This window comes from Streptomyces poriticola, assembly GCF_036689765.1.
Classification (GTDB): domain Bacteria; phylum Actinomycetota; class Actinomycetes; order Streptomycetales; family Streptomycetaceae; genus Streptomyces; species Streptomyces poriticola.
This window is the reverse complement of the sequence record NZ_JBAGKH010000013.1, coordinates 110018-124038: the sequence shown is the minus strand read 5'-3', so window position 1 is coordinate 124038 and position 14021 is coordinate 110018. Positions and strand designations below refer to the sequence as shown.

Sequence of the window (14021 nt, the reverse complement as noted above, 5' to 3'; positions counted from 1 at the left end):
CCCACGGATTCAATCAGGTCCGCGGCCCGCCGCGCAGACCTCCGGTCACGGCACCCGGCCCGAGGCGGGGGACGGTGAGGTGGTCGGGGACGGCTCGGCGAGCAGCCCGGGCGGGCGGATGTCGAGCGGGCGTATCAGCGGGGACAGCGCGGCGGCGCCGGCCATCATCGGGGTCTGCGGACCGCGCACGGACTGCTGACCGCCTCCCGCTGGGGCCGCGGACAGCCCCGGCAGCAGCGGTGCGGACAGCGAGCTCGGCGCCACCGGGGTGTCGCCCAGCATCCGCTGGCCGCCCTGGACCTGCCCGAGGAGCGGCGCGGCCGAGCGGCGGCGCTGTGACTCGGGGACCGTGGCCGCCGCCGTGCCCTGAGTCCGCATCGGGGTGACATTGCTCCCGGAGCCGGAACCTCCACGGGCCTCCGTGGTGGTGTCCGGGGTGCCGACCGTGACACCGCCCAGCGCTATCGCGGCCAGCGAGACCGCCCCGCCGACGACGAACGCCAGGCGCAGACCACGCGAGGCCGAGCGCTCGGCGTCCGGCCGGCCGACGTCATGGATCCGGAAGCCGTGATTCCGCTCATCGGCGGGCAGCAGCGGGGTATGCGGGCGGGACGGCACGTAGTCGAACTCGAAGGGCTCGCCGCCCTTCACCCCGAAGGCGCCGGTGTCGCCGAACCGCCCGGCTGCTCCCGGCAGTCCGGACAGCCCGTCGGGCAGGCCTCCCCCGCCCAGCGGCGGACGGCCGTCGGTGCCACCACCGGCCGGCAGCCCCTGGAGGCGGGCCAGGAAGCTCTCGGAGGGGGCCGGGGGTGCGGCCTCGGCGAAGACGTTCTTCAGCCGGCGCTGGGCGTCGACCTCCGCCTTGCATTTCGGACAGGTGGCGACGTGCGCCAGCACACGCTCCCGCGCGTCATGACCGAGCTCTCCGTCCACCAGGGCGGAGAGTCGGTCTCCCAGGTGCTGCTCCGCGAGGTGTCCCTCGGGTGTGGGCCGTGATCCGCTCACGCGCTCGCGCCTCCCCCTCCCAGTACGGGAACAGGAGCCACGAAGGTCCGGCGCTCCGCCCGCGCCTCGGGCGAGCGGTGCGCGAGGGCCTTGCGCAGCTGGGAGCGGCCCCGGTGGATCCGGGAGCGGACGGTGCCGAGCTTGACGCCCAGCGTCGCGGCGATCTCCTCGTACGAGAGTCCCTCGATGTCGCACAGGACGACGGCGGCGCGGAACTCGGGGGCGAGGGTGTCCAGGGCCTGCTGGACGTCGGCGTCGAAGTGCGCGTCGTTGAAGACCTGCTGCGGGGTGGGCTCCCTGCTGGGCAGGCGCTCGGCCGCGTCGTCACCGAGCGCGTCGAAGCGGATGCGCTGCTTCCGGCGGACCATGTCCAGGAAGAGGTTGGTGGTGATGCGGTGCAGCCAGCCCTCGAAGGTGCCCGGCGTATAGGTGGACAGCGAGCGGAAGACGCGGACGAAGACCTCCTGGGTGAGGTCCTCGGCGTCGTGCTGGTTGCCGGTGAGCCGGTAGGCGAGGCGGTAGACCCGGCCGCTGTGGGTGCTGACGATCTCCTCCCAGGTGGGCGGAGTCCACGCCTGCCCGTCCGCGTCGGTGGTGAAGGTCGCGGTCCGGTCGGGGCCGGCCGAGGGGCCGGCGGCGTGGCTGGGGTCAGCAGCGGTGTCGTTCACGGATTTCGGCCTGCCCGCCGATCCGAGGAGGCGCCTGAGCGCTCCTCGCCGATCCACAGGCGCAGCCGCACCTCCCCTTTTGGCTCCGGTGGTGTCCAGTGGAGCCCCTACCATAGCCACCTCGCCCGTTAGCTCCGGATAAGCGGTTTTACGAGAATTTGATCTGAGGCGGTGCGGCCCGTACGACCTCGCCGGCTCTTCCTGTCCCTTTAAACGACTGGTCCCATCTGCGGGTTCCCGACCCCAACGGATACAGTCACGCCGAGGCAACCACGGGGACAGGAGAGGGCCATTACCGGCAACCGGCAGACGAGCTGGGCGTTCGCCGACGCCTATGTCGCCGAGGACGACGCGCTGCGCTGGGCCCGCGACCGTGCCCGTGAGGCGGGCCTGCGCTCGGTGACGCCCGGCACGGGGGCCGCGCTGGGGTTGCTCGCCGCCGCGGTGGACGCCAAGGCGGTCGCGGAGATCGGGACGGGCTGCGGGGTCTCCGGGATCCATCTGCTGCACGGGATGCGCGCGGACGGGGTGCTGACCACGGTCGACCCCGAGCCCGAGCACCAGCAGTTCGCCCGCCAGGCCTTCCGCGCCGCGGGGTTCGCCGGCAACCGGGCCCGTTTCATCCCCGGCCGCGCGCTGGAGGTCCTGCCGCGGCTCGCGGACGCCGGGTACGACCTGGTCTTCTGCGACGGCGACCGGCTGGAGTACTCGGACTATCTCGCTGAATCGTTGCGTCTGCTGCGGTCCGGCGGACTCATCGTCTTCGAGGGCGTCTTCGCCCACGGCCGCACGGTCGACTCCGGGCCGCAGCCGACGGAGGTGCTGCGGCTGCGGGAGCTGCTGCGGACGGTACGGGAGAGCCCGGAGCTGGTGCCGTCGCTCCTGCCGGTAGGCGACGGGCTGCTGTGCGCGGTGAAGAGATAGGTGCCGAGACAGCAGAGACGGACGGGACAGAGGCTGTCACACAGCAGCCGTCTCACCGAGGCCGTCCCGGCGTGACGGCCTGACGGCTGCGGCGGTGGTTCAGCTACGGCGGTCTTCGGGTGCGGCGGGGAAATCAGTCGCCCCGGTGCCGCATGCGGCACCGGGGCGACTGAACGGGTATGGTCGCTTGCGCGTCAGCCGACGACCTTCTTGAGGGCGTCGCCGAGCGCGTCGGCCTCGTCAGGGGTCAGCTCGACGACGAGTCGACCGCCGCCTTCGAGCGGAACGCGCATGACGATGCCCCGCCCCTCCTTGGTCACCTCGAGCGGGCCATCGCCCGTCCGCGGCTTCATGGCCGCCATGCTCGTTCCCCTTCCTGATACCAGCTCATCGTCTAAGCCGACGGCCCACCAAGGGCACGCGCGACCCGGCACAGGGCGCGCGACACCGGCATCGAACACATTGCTTCCAGGCCATTATCCCGCATCCCTGGACCCGATGACCAACATCAGTCGGCATCGCTTGCGCAACGCACGCGAGCAAAACCACTCAATTCGGCGACGGGGCTGCGGTACTGCCCGCCCGCACCCACTCCCGCCGAATGGCTGCGGACCGGAATTCTTTGATGCAGGTCACATCCCCGCGACGGGCCGTGGCCGGTGATCTCCGTCATGCTGTCCCTCGGACACCGGGCGTACCCATCGGTACGTCCCTACGACCACGACCGCTATGCGGAGGGGATACGCCATGGCCGACACCGTGCTCCACGAGGTGAGCGACGGACTCGCGACGATCACGCTGAACCGCCCCGAGGCGATGAACGCGCTGAATATCGAGACCAAGGCCGCTCTCCGCGACGCGGTCCGCTCCGCGGCCGACGACGACGCCGTGCGGGCGGTGCTGCTGACCGCCGCCGGGGACCGGGCGTTCTGCGTCGGCCAGGACCTCAAGGAGCACATCGGGCTGCTGGCCGCCGACCGGGAGTCGGGCTCGGGGCAGACCATGAGCACGGTGCGGGAGCACTACAACCCGGTCGTACGGGCGCTTGCGGAGGCGGCCAAGCCGGTGGTGGCCGCGGTGAACGGGGTCGCGGCCGGGGCGGGGTTCGGGTTCGCCCTGGCGGCGGACTACCGGATCGTCGCGGACACCGCGTCCTTCAACACCTCGTTCGCAGGGGTGGCGCTCACCGCCGACTCCGGCATCTCCTGGACGCTGCCGCGGGTGGTCGGCCCGGGCCGGGCCACCGACCTGCTGCTCTTCCCGCGCAGCCTCAAAGCACAGGAGGCCTACGAGCTGGGGATCGCCAACCGGGTGGTACCGGCGGGTGACCTGCGTGCCGAGGCCGAGAAGGTGGCGCGGGCCCTGGCCGAGGGGCCGACGGTGGCGTACGCGGCACTGAAGGAGTCCGTGGCCTACGGGCTGACGCACTCGCTGGCAGAGACCCTGGAGAAGGAGGACGAGCTGCAGTCGCGGGCGGGCGCCTCCGAGGACCACGCGATCGCGGTGCAGGCCTTCGTCGCCAAGGAGAAGCCGCGCTACCTGGGCCGGTGAGCAGGGAATCCGCAGGCCTCCTCGTCAGGCGCCGGGCGGGCCGTCCCTGCTGACACACGCCTCCAGGTGGTCGTCGACCAGTCCGCACGCCTGCATCAGCGCGTACGCAGTCGTCGGGCCGACGAAGCGCAGGCCGCGCTGTTTCAGGGCCTTGGACAGGGCCGTCGACTCGGGGGTGACGGCCGGGACGTCGGCGAGGGTCCTCGGGACCGGGCGGGTGGCCGGGTCGGGCGCGTACGACCAGATCAGGTCGTCCAGCTCGCCCGGCGCCCACCCGGCGAGCACGCGCGCGTTGGCGAGCGTCGCGTCGATCTTGGCGCGGTTGCGGATGATGCCGCTGTCGGCGAGCAGGCGGTCGCGGTCGTCGTCGGTGAACCGGGCGACCGCGGCGATCTCGAAGCCCGAGAAGGCGGCGCGGAAACCGGGACGGCGGCGCAGGATGGTGATCCAGGACAGTCCGGACTGGAAGGCTTCGAGGCTGAGGCGCTCGAACAGGGCGTCGTCGCCGTGGACCGGGCGGCCCCACTCCTCGTCGTGGTAGGTCACGTAGTCCGGGGTGGACAGGGCCCAGGGGCAGCGCGGCGCGCCGTCCGGGCCGGTGACCGCGTCGCCGGTGCTCACTGCTGCTCCTCCTGGTCCGGCTTCTCCATGGAGACCTGGTGGGCGGCGGCTCTCGCCCCGGCCAGCGCGGACTCCAGATCGGCGACACGGGCGTCCCGTTCGGCGAGCTCGGCGCCGAGCCGGCGCAGCGCGTCGTCGACGTCCGCCATGCGGTAGCCGCGGGCGACGAGCGGGAAGCGCAGGCTCTCCACGTCGGCGCGGCTCACCGGGCGGTCCGGGGGCAGGGCGTCCGCGAGCCGCTCCGGGGCGGCCTCGGGCAGCGGGCCGCTGTCTCCGCCGCCCACCACGGCGAGCGTCACCGCGGCGACCACGACGGCGAGCGCGACGACCAGGAACAGGAACATAACCATCGCGGGGCCCCCACGGTCGGACGACGAGTCTGATGTGTCGGCTCCGATCGTGCCATGCGAGTCTGACACTCAGGATCGCAGGCGCCCGGAGAGCCGCGCACCAGCGCGGGACGCGGGCGCCGGCACGGCACGGCACGGCACGGACGAGGAGAGGTCACAGGGGATGCTCAGGCTGGGCAGGCGCGAATTCGGGGCGCACGAGCCGGTGATCATGGCGATCGTGAACCGGACCCCGGACTCCTTCTACGACCAGGGGGCGACCTTCCGCGACGAACCGGCGCTCGCGCGCGTGGAGCAGGCGGTCGCCGAGGGGGCGGCGATCATCGACATCGGCGGAGTGAAGGCCGGCCCGGGCGAGGAGGTGACCGCGCAGGAGGAGGCGCGGCGCACCGTGGGCTTCGTCGCCGAGGTGCGGCGGCGCTTCCCGGACGTGGTGATCAGCGTCGACACCTGGCGGCACGAGGTGGGCGAGGCGGTCTGCGCGGCCGGCGCGGACCTGCTGAACGACGCATGGGGCGGCGTGGACCCCCGGCTCGCGGAGGTCGCCGCGCGGCACGGCGTCGGTCTGGTGTGCACCCACGCCGGGGGTACCGAGCCCCGGACCCGCCCGCACCGGATCACCTACGACGACGTCATGGCCGACATCCTGAAGGTGACACTGGGGCTGGCCGAGCGGGCGGTGGCGCTCGGGGTGCCGCGCGAGTCGGTGCTGATCGACCCGGGGCACGACTTCGGCAAGAACACCCGGCACAGCCTGGAGGCGACCCGGCGGCTCGGGGAGATGACGGACACCGGCTGGCCGGTCCTGGTCTCCCTGTCGAACAAGGACTTCGTCGGGGAGACGCTGGACAAGCCGGTGAAGGAGCGGGTGCTGGGCACGCTGGCGACGACGGCGGTGTCGGCGTGGCTGGGGGCGCAGGTGTACCGGGTGCACGAGGTGGCGGAGACGCGGCAGGTGCTGGACATGGTGGCGTCCATCGCGGGGCACCGGGCGCCGGCGGTCGCCCGCCGGGGCCTGGCCTGAGCGCTCCGCTGGAGGTGCCGCGCTGTGCCGTCGCCCGTCTGCGCTGCCGTCGTGGCTGGTCGGGCAGTTCCCCCGCGCCCCTTCAGGGCGCTGCCGAACCGCAGCGGACTCCGCCCGACCTGCTCGGTCTCCTCACCCCCGCCGCCCTGCCCGTCCCGGGGGCCGCGGCCCCCGGACCCCGCTTCGGCCGGACGGCCTCGTCCGCAAGCGCCGGACGAGGCGGACGAGGCGGACGGCCACCGGACCGCCCCTAGCGGCCCGCCTCCTTCGAGACCAGGGCGACCGCCTCGTCCACGTCGTCCGTGACGTGGAACAGCAGCAGGTCCTTCTCGGCGGCCTTGCCCTCGCGGATCACCGTGTGGCGGAGCCAGTCGACCAGCCCGCCCCAGTAGGCGGTGCCGAACAGGACGATGGGGAAGCGGGTGACCTTCTGGGTCTGGACCAGGGTGAGCGCCTCGAAGAGTTCGTCGAGGGTGCCCAGGCCGCCGGGCAGGACCACGAAACCCTGCGCGTACTTGACGAACATCATCTTCCGGACGAAGAAGTACCGGAAGTTCAGCCCGATGTCGACGTACGGATTCAGCCCCTGCTCGAAGGGCAGCTCGATACCCAGTCCGACGGAGATGCCCTGGGCCTCGCAGGCGCCCTTGTTGGCCGCCTCCATGGCGCCGGGCCCGCCGCCGGTGATGACGGCGAAGCCTGCCTCGACCAGGCCCCGGCCGAGCCGCACGCCCGCCTCGTAGTCCGGGGAGTCGGCCGGGGTGCGCGCCGAGCCGAAGACGCTGATCGCGGGCGGCAGTTCGGCGAGGGTGCCGAATCCCTCGATGAACTCGGACTGGATCCGCAGCACCCGCCAGGGGTCGGTGTGCACCCAGTCGGTGGGGGCGCGCTCGTCCAGCAGCCGCTGGTCGGTGGTGCTCGCCTGCACCTGTCCGCGCCGCCGGAGGACCGGGCCCAGGCGCTGCTCCTCCGGTGGCCGCCTCTTGCCCTCGGGGTTGCCGGTAGCCATGTGCGCTCCCTCCGTCGTGCGGGTCTTTCCACCTCAGCGTAGATCTACGCGGGTTACGTACGGGGGACATCGGCATGTCCGCCGCCGAGCGCCGGGCGCACGGGACCGGGCTACGCGGTCAGCCAGGCCCGCAGCCGCTCCTCCCCCGCCAGCACCTTCGCGGTCTCCACCCGCTCGTCGCGCTTGTGGGCCAGGTGCGGGTTGCCGGGGCCGTAGTTGACCGCGGGGACACCGAGCGCGGAGAAGCGGGACACGTCGGTCCAGCCGTACTTCGGCTGCGGGGTGCCGCCGACCGCCTCGATGAACGCCGCCGCGGCCGGATGGGACAGCCCCGGCAGGGCGGCGCCGCTGTGGTCGTCGACCACGAACTCGGTCACCCCGCAGTCCGCGAAGACCTCGCGGACATGGGCGAGGGCGTCCTCGGGGGTGCGGTCCGGGGCGTATCGGAAGTTGACCGTCACGACGCACTCGTCGGGGATCACGTTCCCGGCGACGCCGCCGGAGATGCCGACCGCGTTGAGGCCCTCCCGGTACTCCAGGCCGTCGATCACCGGGTAGCGGGGCTCGTAGGAGGCCAGGCGGGCGAGGACGGGGGCGGCCGCGTGGATCGCGTTGGAGCCCATCCAGCTGCGCGCCGAGTGCGCCCGCTCCCCGCTGGTCCGCAGCAGCACCCGCAGCGTGCCCTGGCAGCCGCCCTCGACCTGGCCGTCCGAGGGCTCCAGGAGCACCGCGAAGTCGCCCTCCAGCCACTCCGGGTGTGCCTGGGCGACGTGCTTGAGGCCGTTGAGCTCGGCGGCGACCTCCTCGTTGTCGTAGAAGACGAACGTCAGGTCGCGGTTGGGGGCCGGGACCGTGGCCGCGATCCGCAGCTGCACGGCGACGCCCGCCTTCATGTCGCAGGTGCCGCAGCCCCAGAGCACCCCGTCCCCGTCCAGTCGCGAGGGGACGTTGTCCGCGATCGGGACGGTGTCGATGTGGCCGGCGAGGATCACCCGCTCCGGGCGGCCCAGGTCGGTGCGGGCCACGACGTTGTTGCCGTACCGGTCGACCCTCAGGTGCGGCAGGGCGCGCAGCGCGGTCTCGATCGCGTCCGCGAGCGGCTTCTCCGCGCCGCTGACGGAGGGGACGTCGACGAGCCGGGCGGTGAGCTCCGCGGCGTCCAGCGTGAGGTCAAGGGAGGTGTCGGCCATGGCGTCGACCCTAACCCGCCGGGGCCCGCGCGCACTGTCCACACCGGTCTCGGCACTCCCGGTACTCTCCAGTACCTTGTACGCGTGCCACAGCCGTCCCCAACCCGCAGACGCCGGGGCCGCCTTCTCCGTTCCGGGGCGGCCCTCGTGGTCCTGCTCGCGGTCGCCGGATACCTCGCGGTGCAGTACGTCACCGGAGGCACGGGCGGACCGGGCTGCAAGGTCGTCTCGGCCGACGACGACGCGGCGACCTACGAGTTCGAGCCGGAGCAGGCGGTGAACGCCGCGGCCATCACCGCCGTGGGCACCGCACGCGACCTGCCCGAGCGGGCCGTGACCATCGCGCTGGCGACCGCCCTGCAGGAGTCGGCGCTGCGCAACATCGACTACGGCGACCGCGACTCGCTCGGACTGTTCCAGCAGCGGCCCTCACAGGGCTGGGGCACACCGGAGGAGATCATGGACCCGGCGTACGCGGCCGGGAAGTTCTACGACCATCTCGTCGAGGTGCCCGGCTACACCCGGCTGCCGCTGACCGTGGCCGCGCAGCGGGTGCAGCGCAGCGGCTTCCCGCAGGCCTACGCCAAGCACGAGCCGGACGCCACACTGCTCGCCGCCGCCCTGACCGGGCGCGCCGAGGCGACGCTGACGTGCGAGGGACGGCCGGGCGCGAGCCGGACCAAGGGGCCGGACGCGGTGCGGGCCGCGCTGGTACGGGACTTCGGGCGGGATGTGCTCCAGCCGGTCGGCGCCACGGCGGACGGCACGGAGGCGGCGACGTCGTCCCCCTCGCCGGCGGGGGGCGGTTCCGACGAGCGGACCGTGACGCTGCCGGTGCCCGATGACGCGGAGGGTGCCGACGCCTCCGGCGGTCCGGACGCCCGGCGGCGCGGCTGGCAGTTCGCGCACTGGGCGGTGGCCAACGCCTCCGCGCTGCACATCGAGCGGGTCACCTACGCCGGGCGGGAGTGGACGGCCGGTTCCTCGGGCAGCCGGTGGCACACCAGCGACTCGGACGGTGCGCAGGGCGCGGAGCGCGACGGCGGCTCCGGGGCGGTCCGGATCGTCACCGCCCAGTAGACCGGACCCACTCTCCCGGGTGACTCGCACGGCGCGGGAACGACGGGGTGTGCAGATTTTCGCGGGGTCACCCCGCTGATCGCCGGAAGCCTTGGAATCACGGCGCCGGAAGGATTCAGCAGACTTTCCGACCGAGCCCCGTTTGCCCGTTTTTCGGTGCAACCGATAATGCGACACATTGCCATTTCTTTACGTTGTCCCGCCGCAACCTTCGTGGAGTTCGAGCGGTAGTCACTGCGTCCGAGCCCGGCCGGTCAATGGCCGGGCACGGTCGGAGAACCCAGTCGGACAACTCACCGTTCACTCCCGTCGAAGGAGCATCATGTCCCTCCCCCTGACCCGCCGGATCGCCCGTGCCGCGCTGCTCGTCGCTGCGGGAGCGGCCGCCGGGGTCGGTGCGGCCGGCTCCGCAAGCGCGGCCCCGGAGCTGCCGACCACCCCGAACCTCAGTGGGCTGACCGCCCTGGACGCCGCGAACGCGGCGAACACCGTGGACGCCGCGGCCCAGAACGTCACGGAGACCGCGGGCGAGAGCGGAAGCAAGGCGCTGAAGGAGGCGGTGCCCGCCGCGGGCAAGACCGGTGGCTCGGTCCTCAAGAAGGCCACCCCGGCCGCGCAGGACGCCGCGGGGGACGCGGCGGGGACCGCCGGGGACATCGTCGGCGGCGCGGCGCAGACCGCAACCCAGGGTGGGCTGCCCACGGACGCGGTGGGAGGGCTGCCGACGGGGGCGCTGCCCACGTCGGGGCTGCCCACCTCGGGTCTGCCGCTCGGCTGAGGCCGGCTGCACGCCTTTCCGCCCGCTTGCCTGCTCGAAGGGGCCCGGGGTTCGCTCCCCGGGCCCCTTCGGTGTGCCCGCGTCCGTGCAGGGGCCGTGTGCCGTCCGGTCACCAGGTACCGCGGCGGGCGCGGCGGGGCGGGGCGGGGGGGCCGGTGTCAGGTGAGGCGGGCAGCCGCCGCCTGGACCCGTTCGTCCGTGGCCGTGAGGGCGACCCTGACGAAGCGGTCGCCCGCGGGGCCGTAGAAGTCGCCCGGGGCCACCAGGATGCCGAGGTCGGCGAGGTGGGCGACCGTGTCCCAGCAGGACTCGTCCCTGGTCGCCCACAGGTAGAGGCCGGCCTCGCTGTGCTCGATGCGGAAGCCGTGCCGCAGCAGCGCCTCGCGCAGAGCGGTGCGGCGCGCCGCGTAACGCTCGCGCTGGACACGGACGTGCTCGTCGTCGCCGAGGGCGGCCACCACCGCGGCCTGGGTCGGCGCCGAGGTCATCATCCCGCCGTGCTTGCGGATCTGCAGCAGCGGGCCGAGGACCTCCGGATCGCCGGCGAGGAACGCCGCGCGGTAGCCCGCCAGGTTGGAGCGCTTGGACAGGGAGTGGACGGCGACGATGCCGTCGTAGGAGCCGCCGTTGACGTCGGGGTGGAGGACCGAGACCGGGTCGGCCTCCCAGCCCAGCTCCAGGTAGCACTCGTCGGAGACGACCAGGACACCGTGCTCGCGGGCCCAGGCGACGATCCGGGCGAGCTCCGCACCCGGCAGCACCCTCCCGGTGGGGTTGGACGGGGAGTTGAGCCAGAGGAGCTTCAGGCCGGCCGGGTCCGCGGCGGTCGGGTCGTCGTAGGCCTCGTGGTCCGCGCGGGCCAGGCGGGCGCCGACCTCGTAGGTCGGGTAGGCCAGCCGCGGGAGGGCCACCCGGTCACCGGGGCCGAGGCCCAGCTGGGTCGGCAGCCAGGCGACGAGCTCCTTGGAGCCGACGACCGGCAGGACGTGGCGGTGGGTGACGTCCCGGGCGCCCAGCCGGCGCTCCAGCCACCCCGTGATCGCGTCCCGCAGTGCCGGGGTGCCCCACACCGTGGGATAGCCCGGCGAGTCCGCCGCATCGACCAGCGCCTTCTGGATCAGCTCGGGGACCGGGTCGACCGGCGTGCCGACCGACAGGTCGACGATGCCGTCCGGGTGTGCGGCGGCCGTCTTCTTGTAGGGCTCCAGCTTGTCCCAGGGGAAGGTGGGCAGCCGGTCGGAGACTGCGGACACGGGTACTCGCTCACTTTCTGATACGGCAAACGCCCCGGTCCCGCGCAGGCGGGACCGAGGCGGCGCGGGTGCGGGCCGCTTTCGACGTCAGTCGGCCTGCGGCGGCAGCGCGGCGATGAAGGGGTGGTCGCGCTCGATCAGCCCCAGCTTGCTGGCACCACCGGGCGAGCCGAGCTCGTCGAAGAACTCGACGTTCGCCTTGTAGTAGTCCTTCCACTCCTCGGGAGTGTCGTCCTCGTAGAAGATCGCCTCGACCGGGCAGACCGGCTCACAGGCACCGCAGTCGACGCATTCGTCCGGGTGGATGTACAAGGACCGCTGGCCCTCGTAGATGCAGTCGACCGGGCACTCCTCGATGCACGCCTTGTCCTTGACGTCGACACAAGGCTGCGCGATGACGTAGGTCACGCTGTCGTTCCTCCTCGATACGGGCGCTGGCGGGGCCACCTCAGGCTCCGCCGCCTGGCGCGCGGGAGCGCGGCGTCGTCGATGCCCGCCCCTAGTATCTCCGTTCCGGGGCATGATCCGAACAGGAGGGGTGTACCGACCCGTGGAAATCTCTGCCGCTGGGCGTCTCGAGGTCCGTATCACCACTGCTGACGTGGGTAAACGCGTTTCCGTGCGCTGCTTGAGGCAACCTGTGGTCACGGGTGGGAGGTTTACCGACACGGTCGGTGTTCTCACATCGTGGGACCAGGGTGTGCTGGTGATCACACGAAAGAGCGGTGAGACCGTACGGATTCCCGAATCCGCGCTCGTCGCGGGCAAGGTCGTGCCGGCCGCGCCGGCGCGCCGGCGCGGCCCCGCCGCCTCGTACGAGGAGCTCGCCCGGGTCGCCGCCCGGGCCTGGCCGCCGGTCGAGAGCGCGCGGCTGGGCGAGTGGGAGCTGCGGGCCGCGTCCGGGTTCACCCGGCGCGCCAACTCCGTGCTGCCGCTGGGCGATCCGGGCATGCCCCTGGACGAGGCGCTGGGCACCGTGCGCCGCTGGTACGGCGAGCGCGGGCTGCCCGCCCGGGTGCAGACCGCGACCGGCGCCGAGGGCACCGAGGAGCTGCTGTGCGCGGAGCTGGAACGGCGCGGCTGGGTCCGGGAGGTCACCGCCGAGCTGTGGACCGGCGCCCTGGCACCGGTGGCCGACCGGGCCGAGGGGGCGGGCGTGCTGCTGTCCCGGACGGCGGACGAGGCGTGGCTGGCGCGCTACCAGCGCAAGGGCGTGCCGGAGGCGGCGCTGCAGGTGCTGGGCGGCGGGCCGTCGGTGTGGTTCGCGACGGTGCCCGGCGAGACCGCCCCGGCCGCGATCGGGCGCTGTGTCGTCGACGGCCGGTGGGCCGTCTTCGGTGCCGTGGAGGTCGATCCGGCCGAGCGGCGGCGGGGGCTGGCGACCATCGTGATGGCCGCGCTGGCCGGCAGGGCGCTCGACGAGGGTGCCTCGGCGGCCTGTCTGCAGGTCGAGACGGACAACACGGCGGCGCGGGCCATGTACGCCGGGATGGGCTTCGCCGCGCACCACGTGTACCACCACTACCGGGAACCGGCCGGAGCCGGGCCGGAGCGGTACTGATCGCCGTGAACGGGCACGAACCTGCTATGCGGTCCCCCTGGCCCCCACCGCCCGAGCGCTCCGCCGAGCTGCGGCACCGGTTCGCCGAGGAGGCGCGCTCCGAGCAGCCGGACCTGTCGGCGCTGTGCCTGCTGGTGGGCGGGGTGGCCGACGGGACGCTGGACGAGGCGGGCATCGACGCCGCGCAGATGGAGCTGGACCGGCTGGCCGGGCAGCTGCCGTACCGGCCCGGCGGACCGCGCGCCTGGGCCGAGGCGCTGCGGGAGCTGCTCGGACGGCGGTACGGGTTCCGGGGCTCTGCGGCGGAATACCGGCGGCTGGAGTCGTCGCTGCTGCACGAGGTGCTGCTGCGGCGGCGGGGGCTGCCGATCCTGCTGTCGGTGGTGTGGATGGAGGTGGCCCGGCGGGCCGGGGCCCCGGTGTACGGGGTGGCGCTGCCGGGGCACTTCGTCGTCGGGTTCGGTCCCGACCGTCACCCGACGACCGCCCCTCAGGGAGCCTCGCCCGGTGCCTTCCCCGAGGAGCAGGTGCTGGCCGATCCGTTCGACGGGGGGCGGCTGCTGACCGGGACGGACGCGGAGCTGCTGGTGGCCGGGGCGACGGGGGCGGCGCTGGATCCGTCGATGCTGACGCCCGCCGATCCGCTGGACGTGGTCCTGCGGATCCTGAACAACGTCCGGGCGTGGGCCGCGGCCCGGCCCGAGCGCTCGGACGTGTCGCTGTGGGCCGTGGAGCTGTCCCTGCTGCTGCCGTCCCACCCGGCCCGGCTGCGCTACGAGCGGGCCCGGCTGCTGGTGCAGCGCGGCGACTTCCTGGCGGGCGCGGCCGAGCTGGAGGCCTACGCCGAGATCGCCGCCGCGGTGGACGAGCAGGCGGCGGAGCAGGTGCGGGGGGAGGCCCGGGCGGCGCGGGCCACCCTGAACTGAGCCGTCGGCTCGCCGTCCTGCCGGGCGAGCACGGCGAGGGGGCGGCCGGCGCGTGCCGGTACCCCCTCGGCCGGTGCGGCG

At 73.4% G+C, this 14021-nt stretch carries 16 protein-coding genes; 7 read left to right on the top strand and 9 right to left on the bottom strand.

Annotation, left to right across the window (positions count from 1 at the left end):
- Positions 1 to 45: 45 nt before the first annotated feature.
- The gene (locus V5O46_RS18750; protein WP_332885763.1) at positions 46 to 1005 is read right to left on the bottom strand and encodes an anti-sigma factor family protein; all 960 of its coding nucleotides are present in this window, start codon (positions 1003 to 1005) and stop codon (positions 46 to 48) included.
- Positions 1002 to 1787, bottom strand: a complete 786-nt coding sequence (sigE, locus tag V5O46_RS18745) for an RNA polymerase sigma factor SigE (protein ID WP_332885762.1) — start codon at positions 1785 to 1787, stop codon at positions 1002 to 1004. The genes V5O46_RS18750 and sigE overlap by 4 nt, the downstream gene beginning before the upstream one ends.
- Positions 1788 to 1898: 111 nt before the next feature.
- On the opposite strand from sigE, the gene V5O46_RS18740 reads away from it, so the two are divergent.
- On the top strand, positions 1899 to 2597 hold the full coding sequence (locus tag V5O46_RS18740; protein ID WP_332885785.1) for an O-methyltransferase: 699 nt from the start codon (positions 1899 to 1901) through the stop codon (positions 2595 to 2597).
- 194 nt (positions 2598 to 2791) lie between these two features.
- Here V5O46_RS18740 and V5O46_RS18735 read toward each other — a convergent pair whose 3' ends face one another.
- Positions 2792 to 2959, bottom strand: a complete 168-nt coding sequence (locus tag V5O46_RS18735) for a DUF3117 domain-containing protein (protein WP_003966491.1) — start codon at positions 2957 to 2959, stop codon at positions 2792 to 2794.
- 385 nt (positions 2960 to 3344) lie between these two features.
- On the opposite strand from V5O46_RS18735, the gene chcB reads away from it, so the two are divergent.
- Positions 3345 to 4148 (top strand): 2-cyclohexenylcarbonyl CoA isomerase, encoded by an 804-nt coding sequence (gene chcB / locus V5O46_RS18730; RefSeq protein ID WP_332885761.1) that lies wholly within the window; start codon positions 3345 to 3347, stop codon positions 4146 to 4148.
- 24 nt (positions 4149 to 4172) lie between these two features.
- Here chcB and V5O46_RS18725 read toward each other — a convergent pair whose 3' ends face one another.
- Both V5O46_RS18725 and V5O46_RS18720 read right to left on the bottom strand, forming a co-directional pair.
- Positions 4173 to 4769 (bottom strand): DNA-3-methyladenine glycosylase I, encoded by a 597-nt coding sequence (locus V5O46_RS18725; protein ID WP_332885760.1) that lies wholly within the window; start codon positions 4767 to 4769, stop codon positions 4173 to 4175.
- The gene (locus V5O46_RS18720; protein WP_332885759.1) at positions 4766 to 5119 is read right to left on the bottom strand and encodes a DivIVA domain-containing protein; all 354 of its coding nucleotides are present in this window, start codon (positions 5117 to 5119) and stop codon (positions 4766 to 4768) included. Before V5O46_RS18720 ends, V5O46_RS18725 begins: the two co-directional genes overlap by 4 nt.
- Before the next feature lie 163 nt (positions 5120 to 5282).
- Here V5O46_RS18720 and folP point away from each other — a divergent pair, with 163 nt between their 5' ends.
- Positions 5283 to 6143, top strand: a complete 861-nt coding sequence (gene folP / locus V5O46_RS18715) for a dihydropteroate synthase (RefSeq protein WP_332885758.1) — start codon at positions 5283 to 5285, stop codon at positions 6141 to 6143.
- A 250-nt stretch (positions 6144 to 6393) separates the two neighbouring features.
- Here the strand turns inward: folP and V5O46_RS18710 are convergent, their stop codons facing one another.
- On the bottom strand, positions 6394 to 7152 hold the full coding sequence (locus V5O46_RS18710; protein WP_332885757.1) for an LOG family protein: 759 nt from the start codon (positions 7150 to 7152) through the stop codon (positions 6394 to 6396).
- Positions 7153 to 7262: 110 nt separating this feature from the next.
- A complete protein-coding gene (dapE, locus tag V5O46_RS18705) occupies positions 7263 to 8342 on the bottom strand; it encodes a succinyl-diaminopimelate desuccinylase (protein ID WP_332885756.1) in 1080 nt (359 codons plus the stop codon).
- An 84-nt stretch (positions 8343 to 8426) separates the two neighbouring features.
- On the opposite strand from dapE, the gene V5O46_RS18700 reads away from it, so the two are divergent.
- The gene (locus tag V5O46_RS18700) at positions 8427 to 9422 is read left to right on the top strand and encodes a heavy metal transporter (protein ID WP_332885755.1); all 996 of its coding nucleotides are present in this window, start codon (positions 8427 to 8429) and stop codon (positions 9420 to 9422) included.
- Between the two features lie 322 nt (positions 9423 to 9744).
- Positions 9745 to 10200 (top strand): ATP-binding protein, encoded by a 456-nt coding sequence (locus V5O46_RS18695; RefSeq protein ID WP_332885754.1) that lies wholly within the window; start codon positions 9745 to 9747, stop codon positions 10198 to 10200.
- Positions 10201 to 10358: 158 nt separating this feature from the next.
- On the opposite strand, the gene V5O46_RS18690 is transcribed toward V5O46_RS18695, so the two are convergent.
- Complete coding sequence (locus tag V5O46_RS18690) at positions 10359 to 11453, bottom strand: bifunctional succinyldiaminopimelate transaminase/glutamate-prephenate aminotransferase (RefSeq protein WP_332885753.1); 1095 nt, start codon at positions 11451 to 11453, stop codon at positions 10359 to 10361.
- A gap of 87 nt (positions 11454 to 11540) precedes the next feature.
- On the bottom strand, positions 11541 to 11861 hold the full coding sequence (gene fdxA, locus V5O46_RS18685; protein ID WP_332885752.1) for a ferredoxin: 321 nt from the start codon (positions 11859 to 11861) through the stop codon (positions 11541 to 11543).
- Between the two features lie 142 nt (positions 11862 to 12003).
- Here fdxA and V5O46_RS18680 point away from each other — a divergent pair, with 142 nt between their 5' ends.
- Both V5O46_RS18680 and V5O46_RS18675 read left to right on the top strand, forming a co-directional pair.
- Entirely contained in the window at positions 12004 to 13014 is a 1011-nt protein-coding gene (locus tag V5O46_RS18680) for a GNAT family N-acetyltransferase (RefSeq protein WP_332885751.1), read from the top strand.
- A 26-nt stretch (positions 13015 to 13040) separates the two neighbouring features.
- Positions 13041 to 13940 (top strand): transglutaminase-like domain-containing protein, encoded by a 900-nt coding sequence (locus V5O46_RS18675; RefSeq protein WP_332885750.1) that lies wholly within the window; start codon positions 13041 to 13043, stop codon positions 13938 to 13940.
- Positions 13941 to 14021 lie beyond the last annotated feature (81 nt).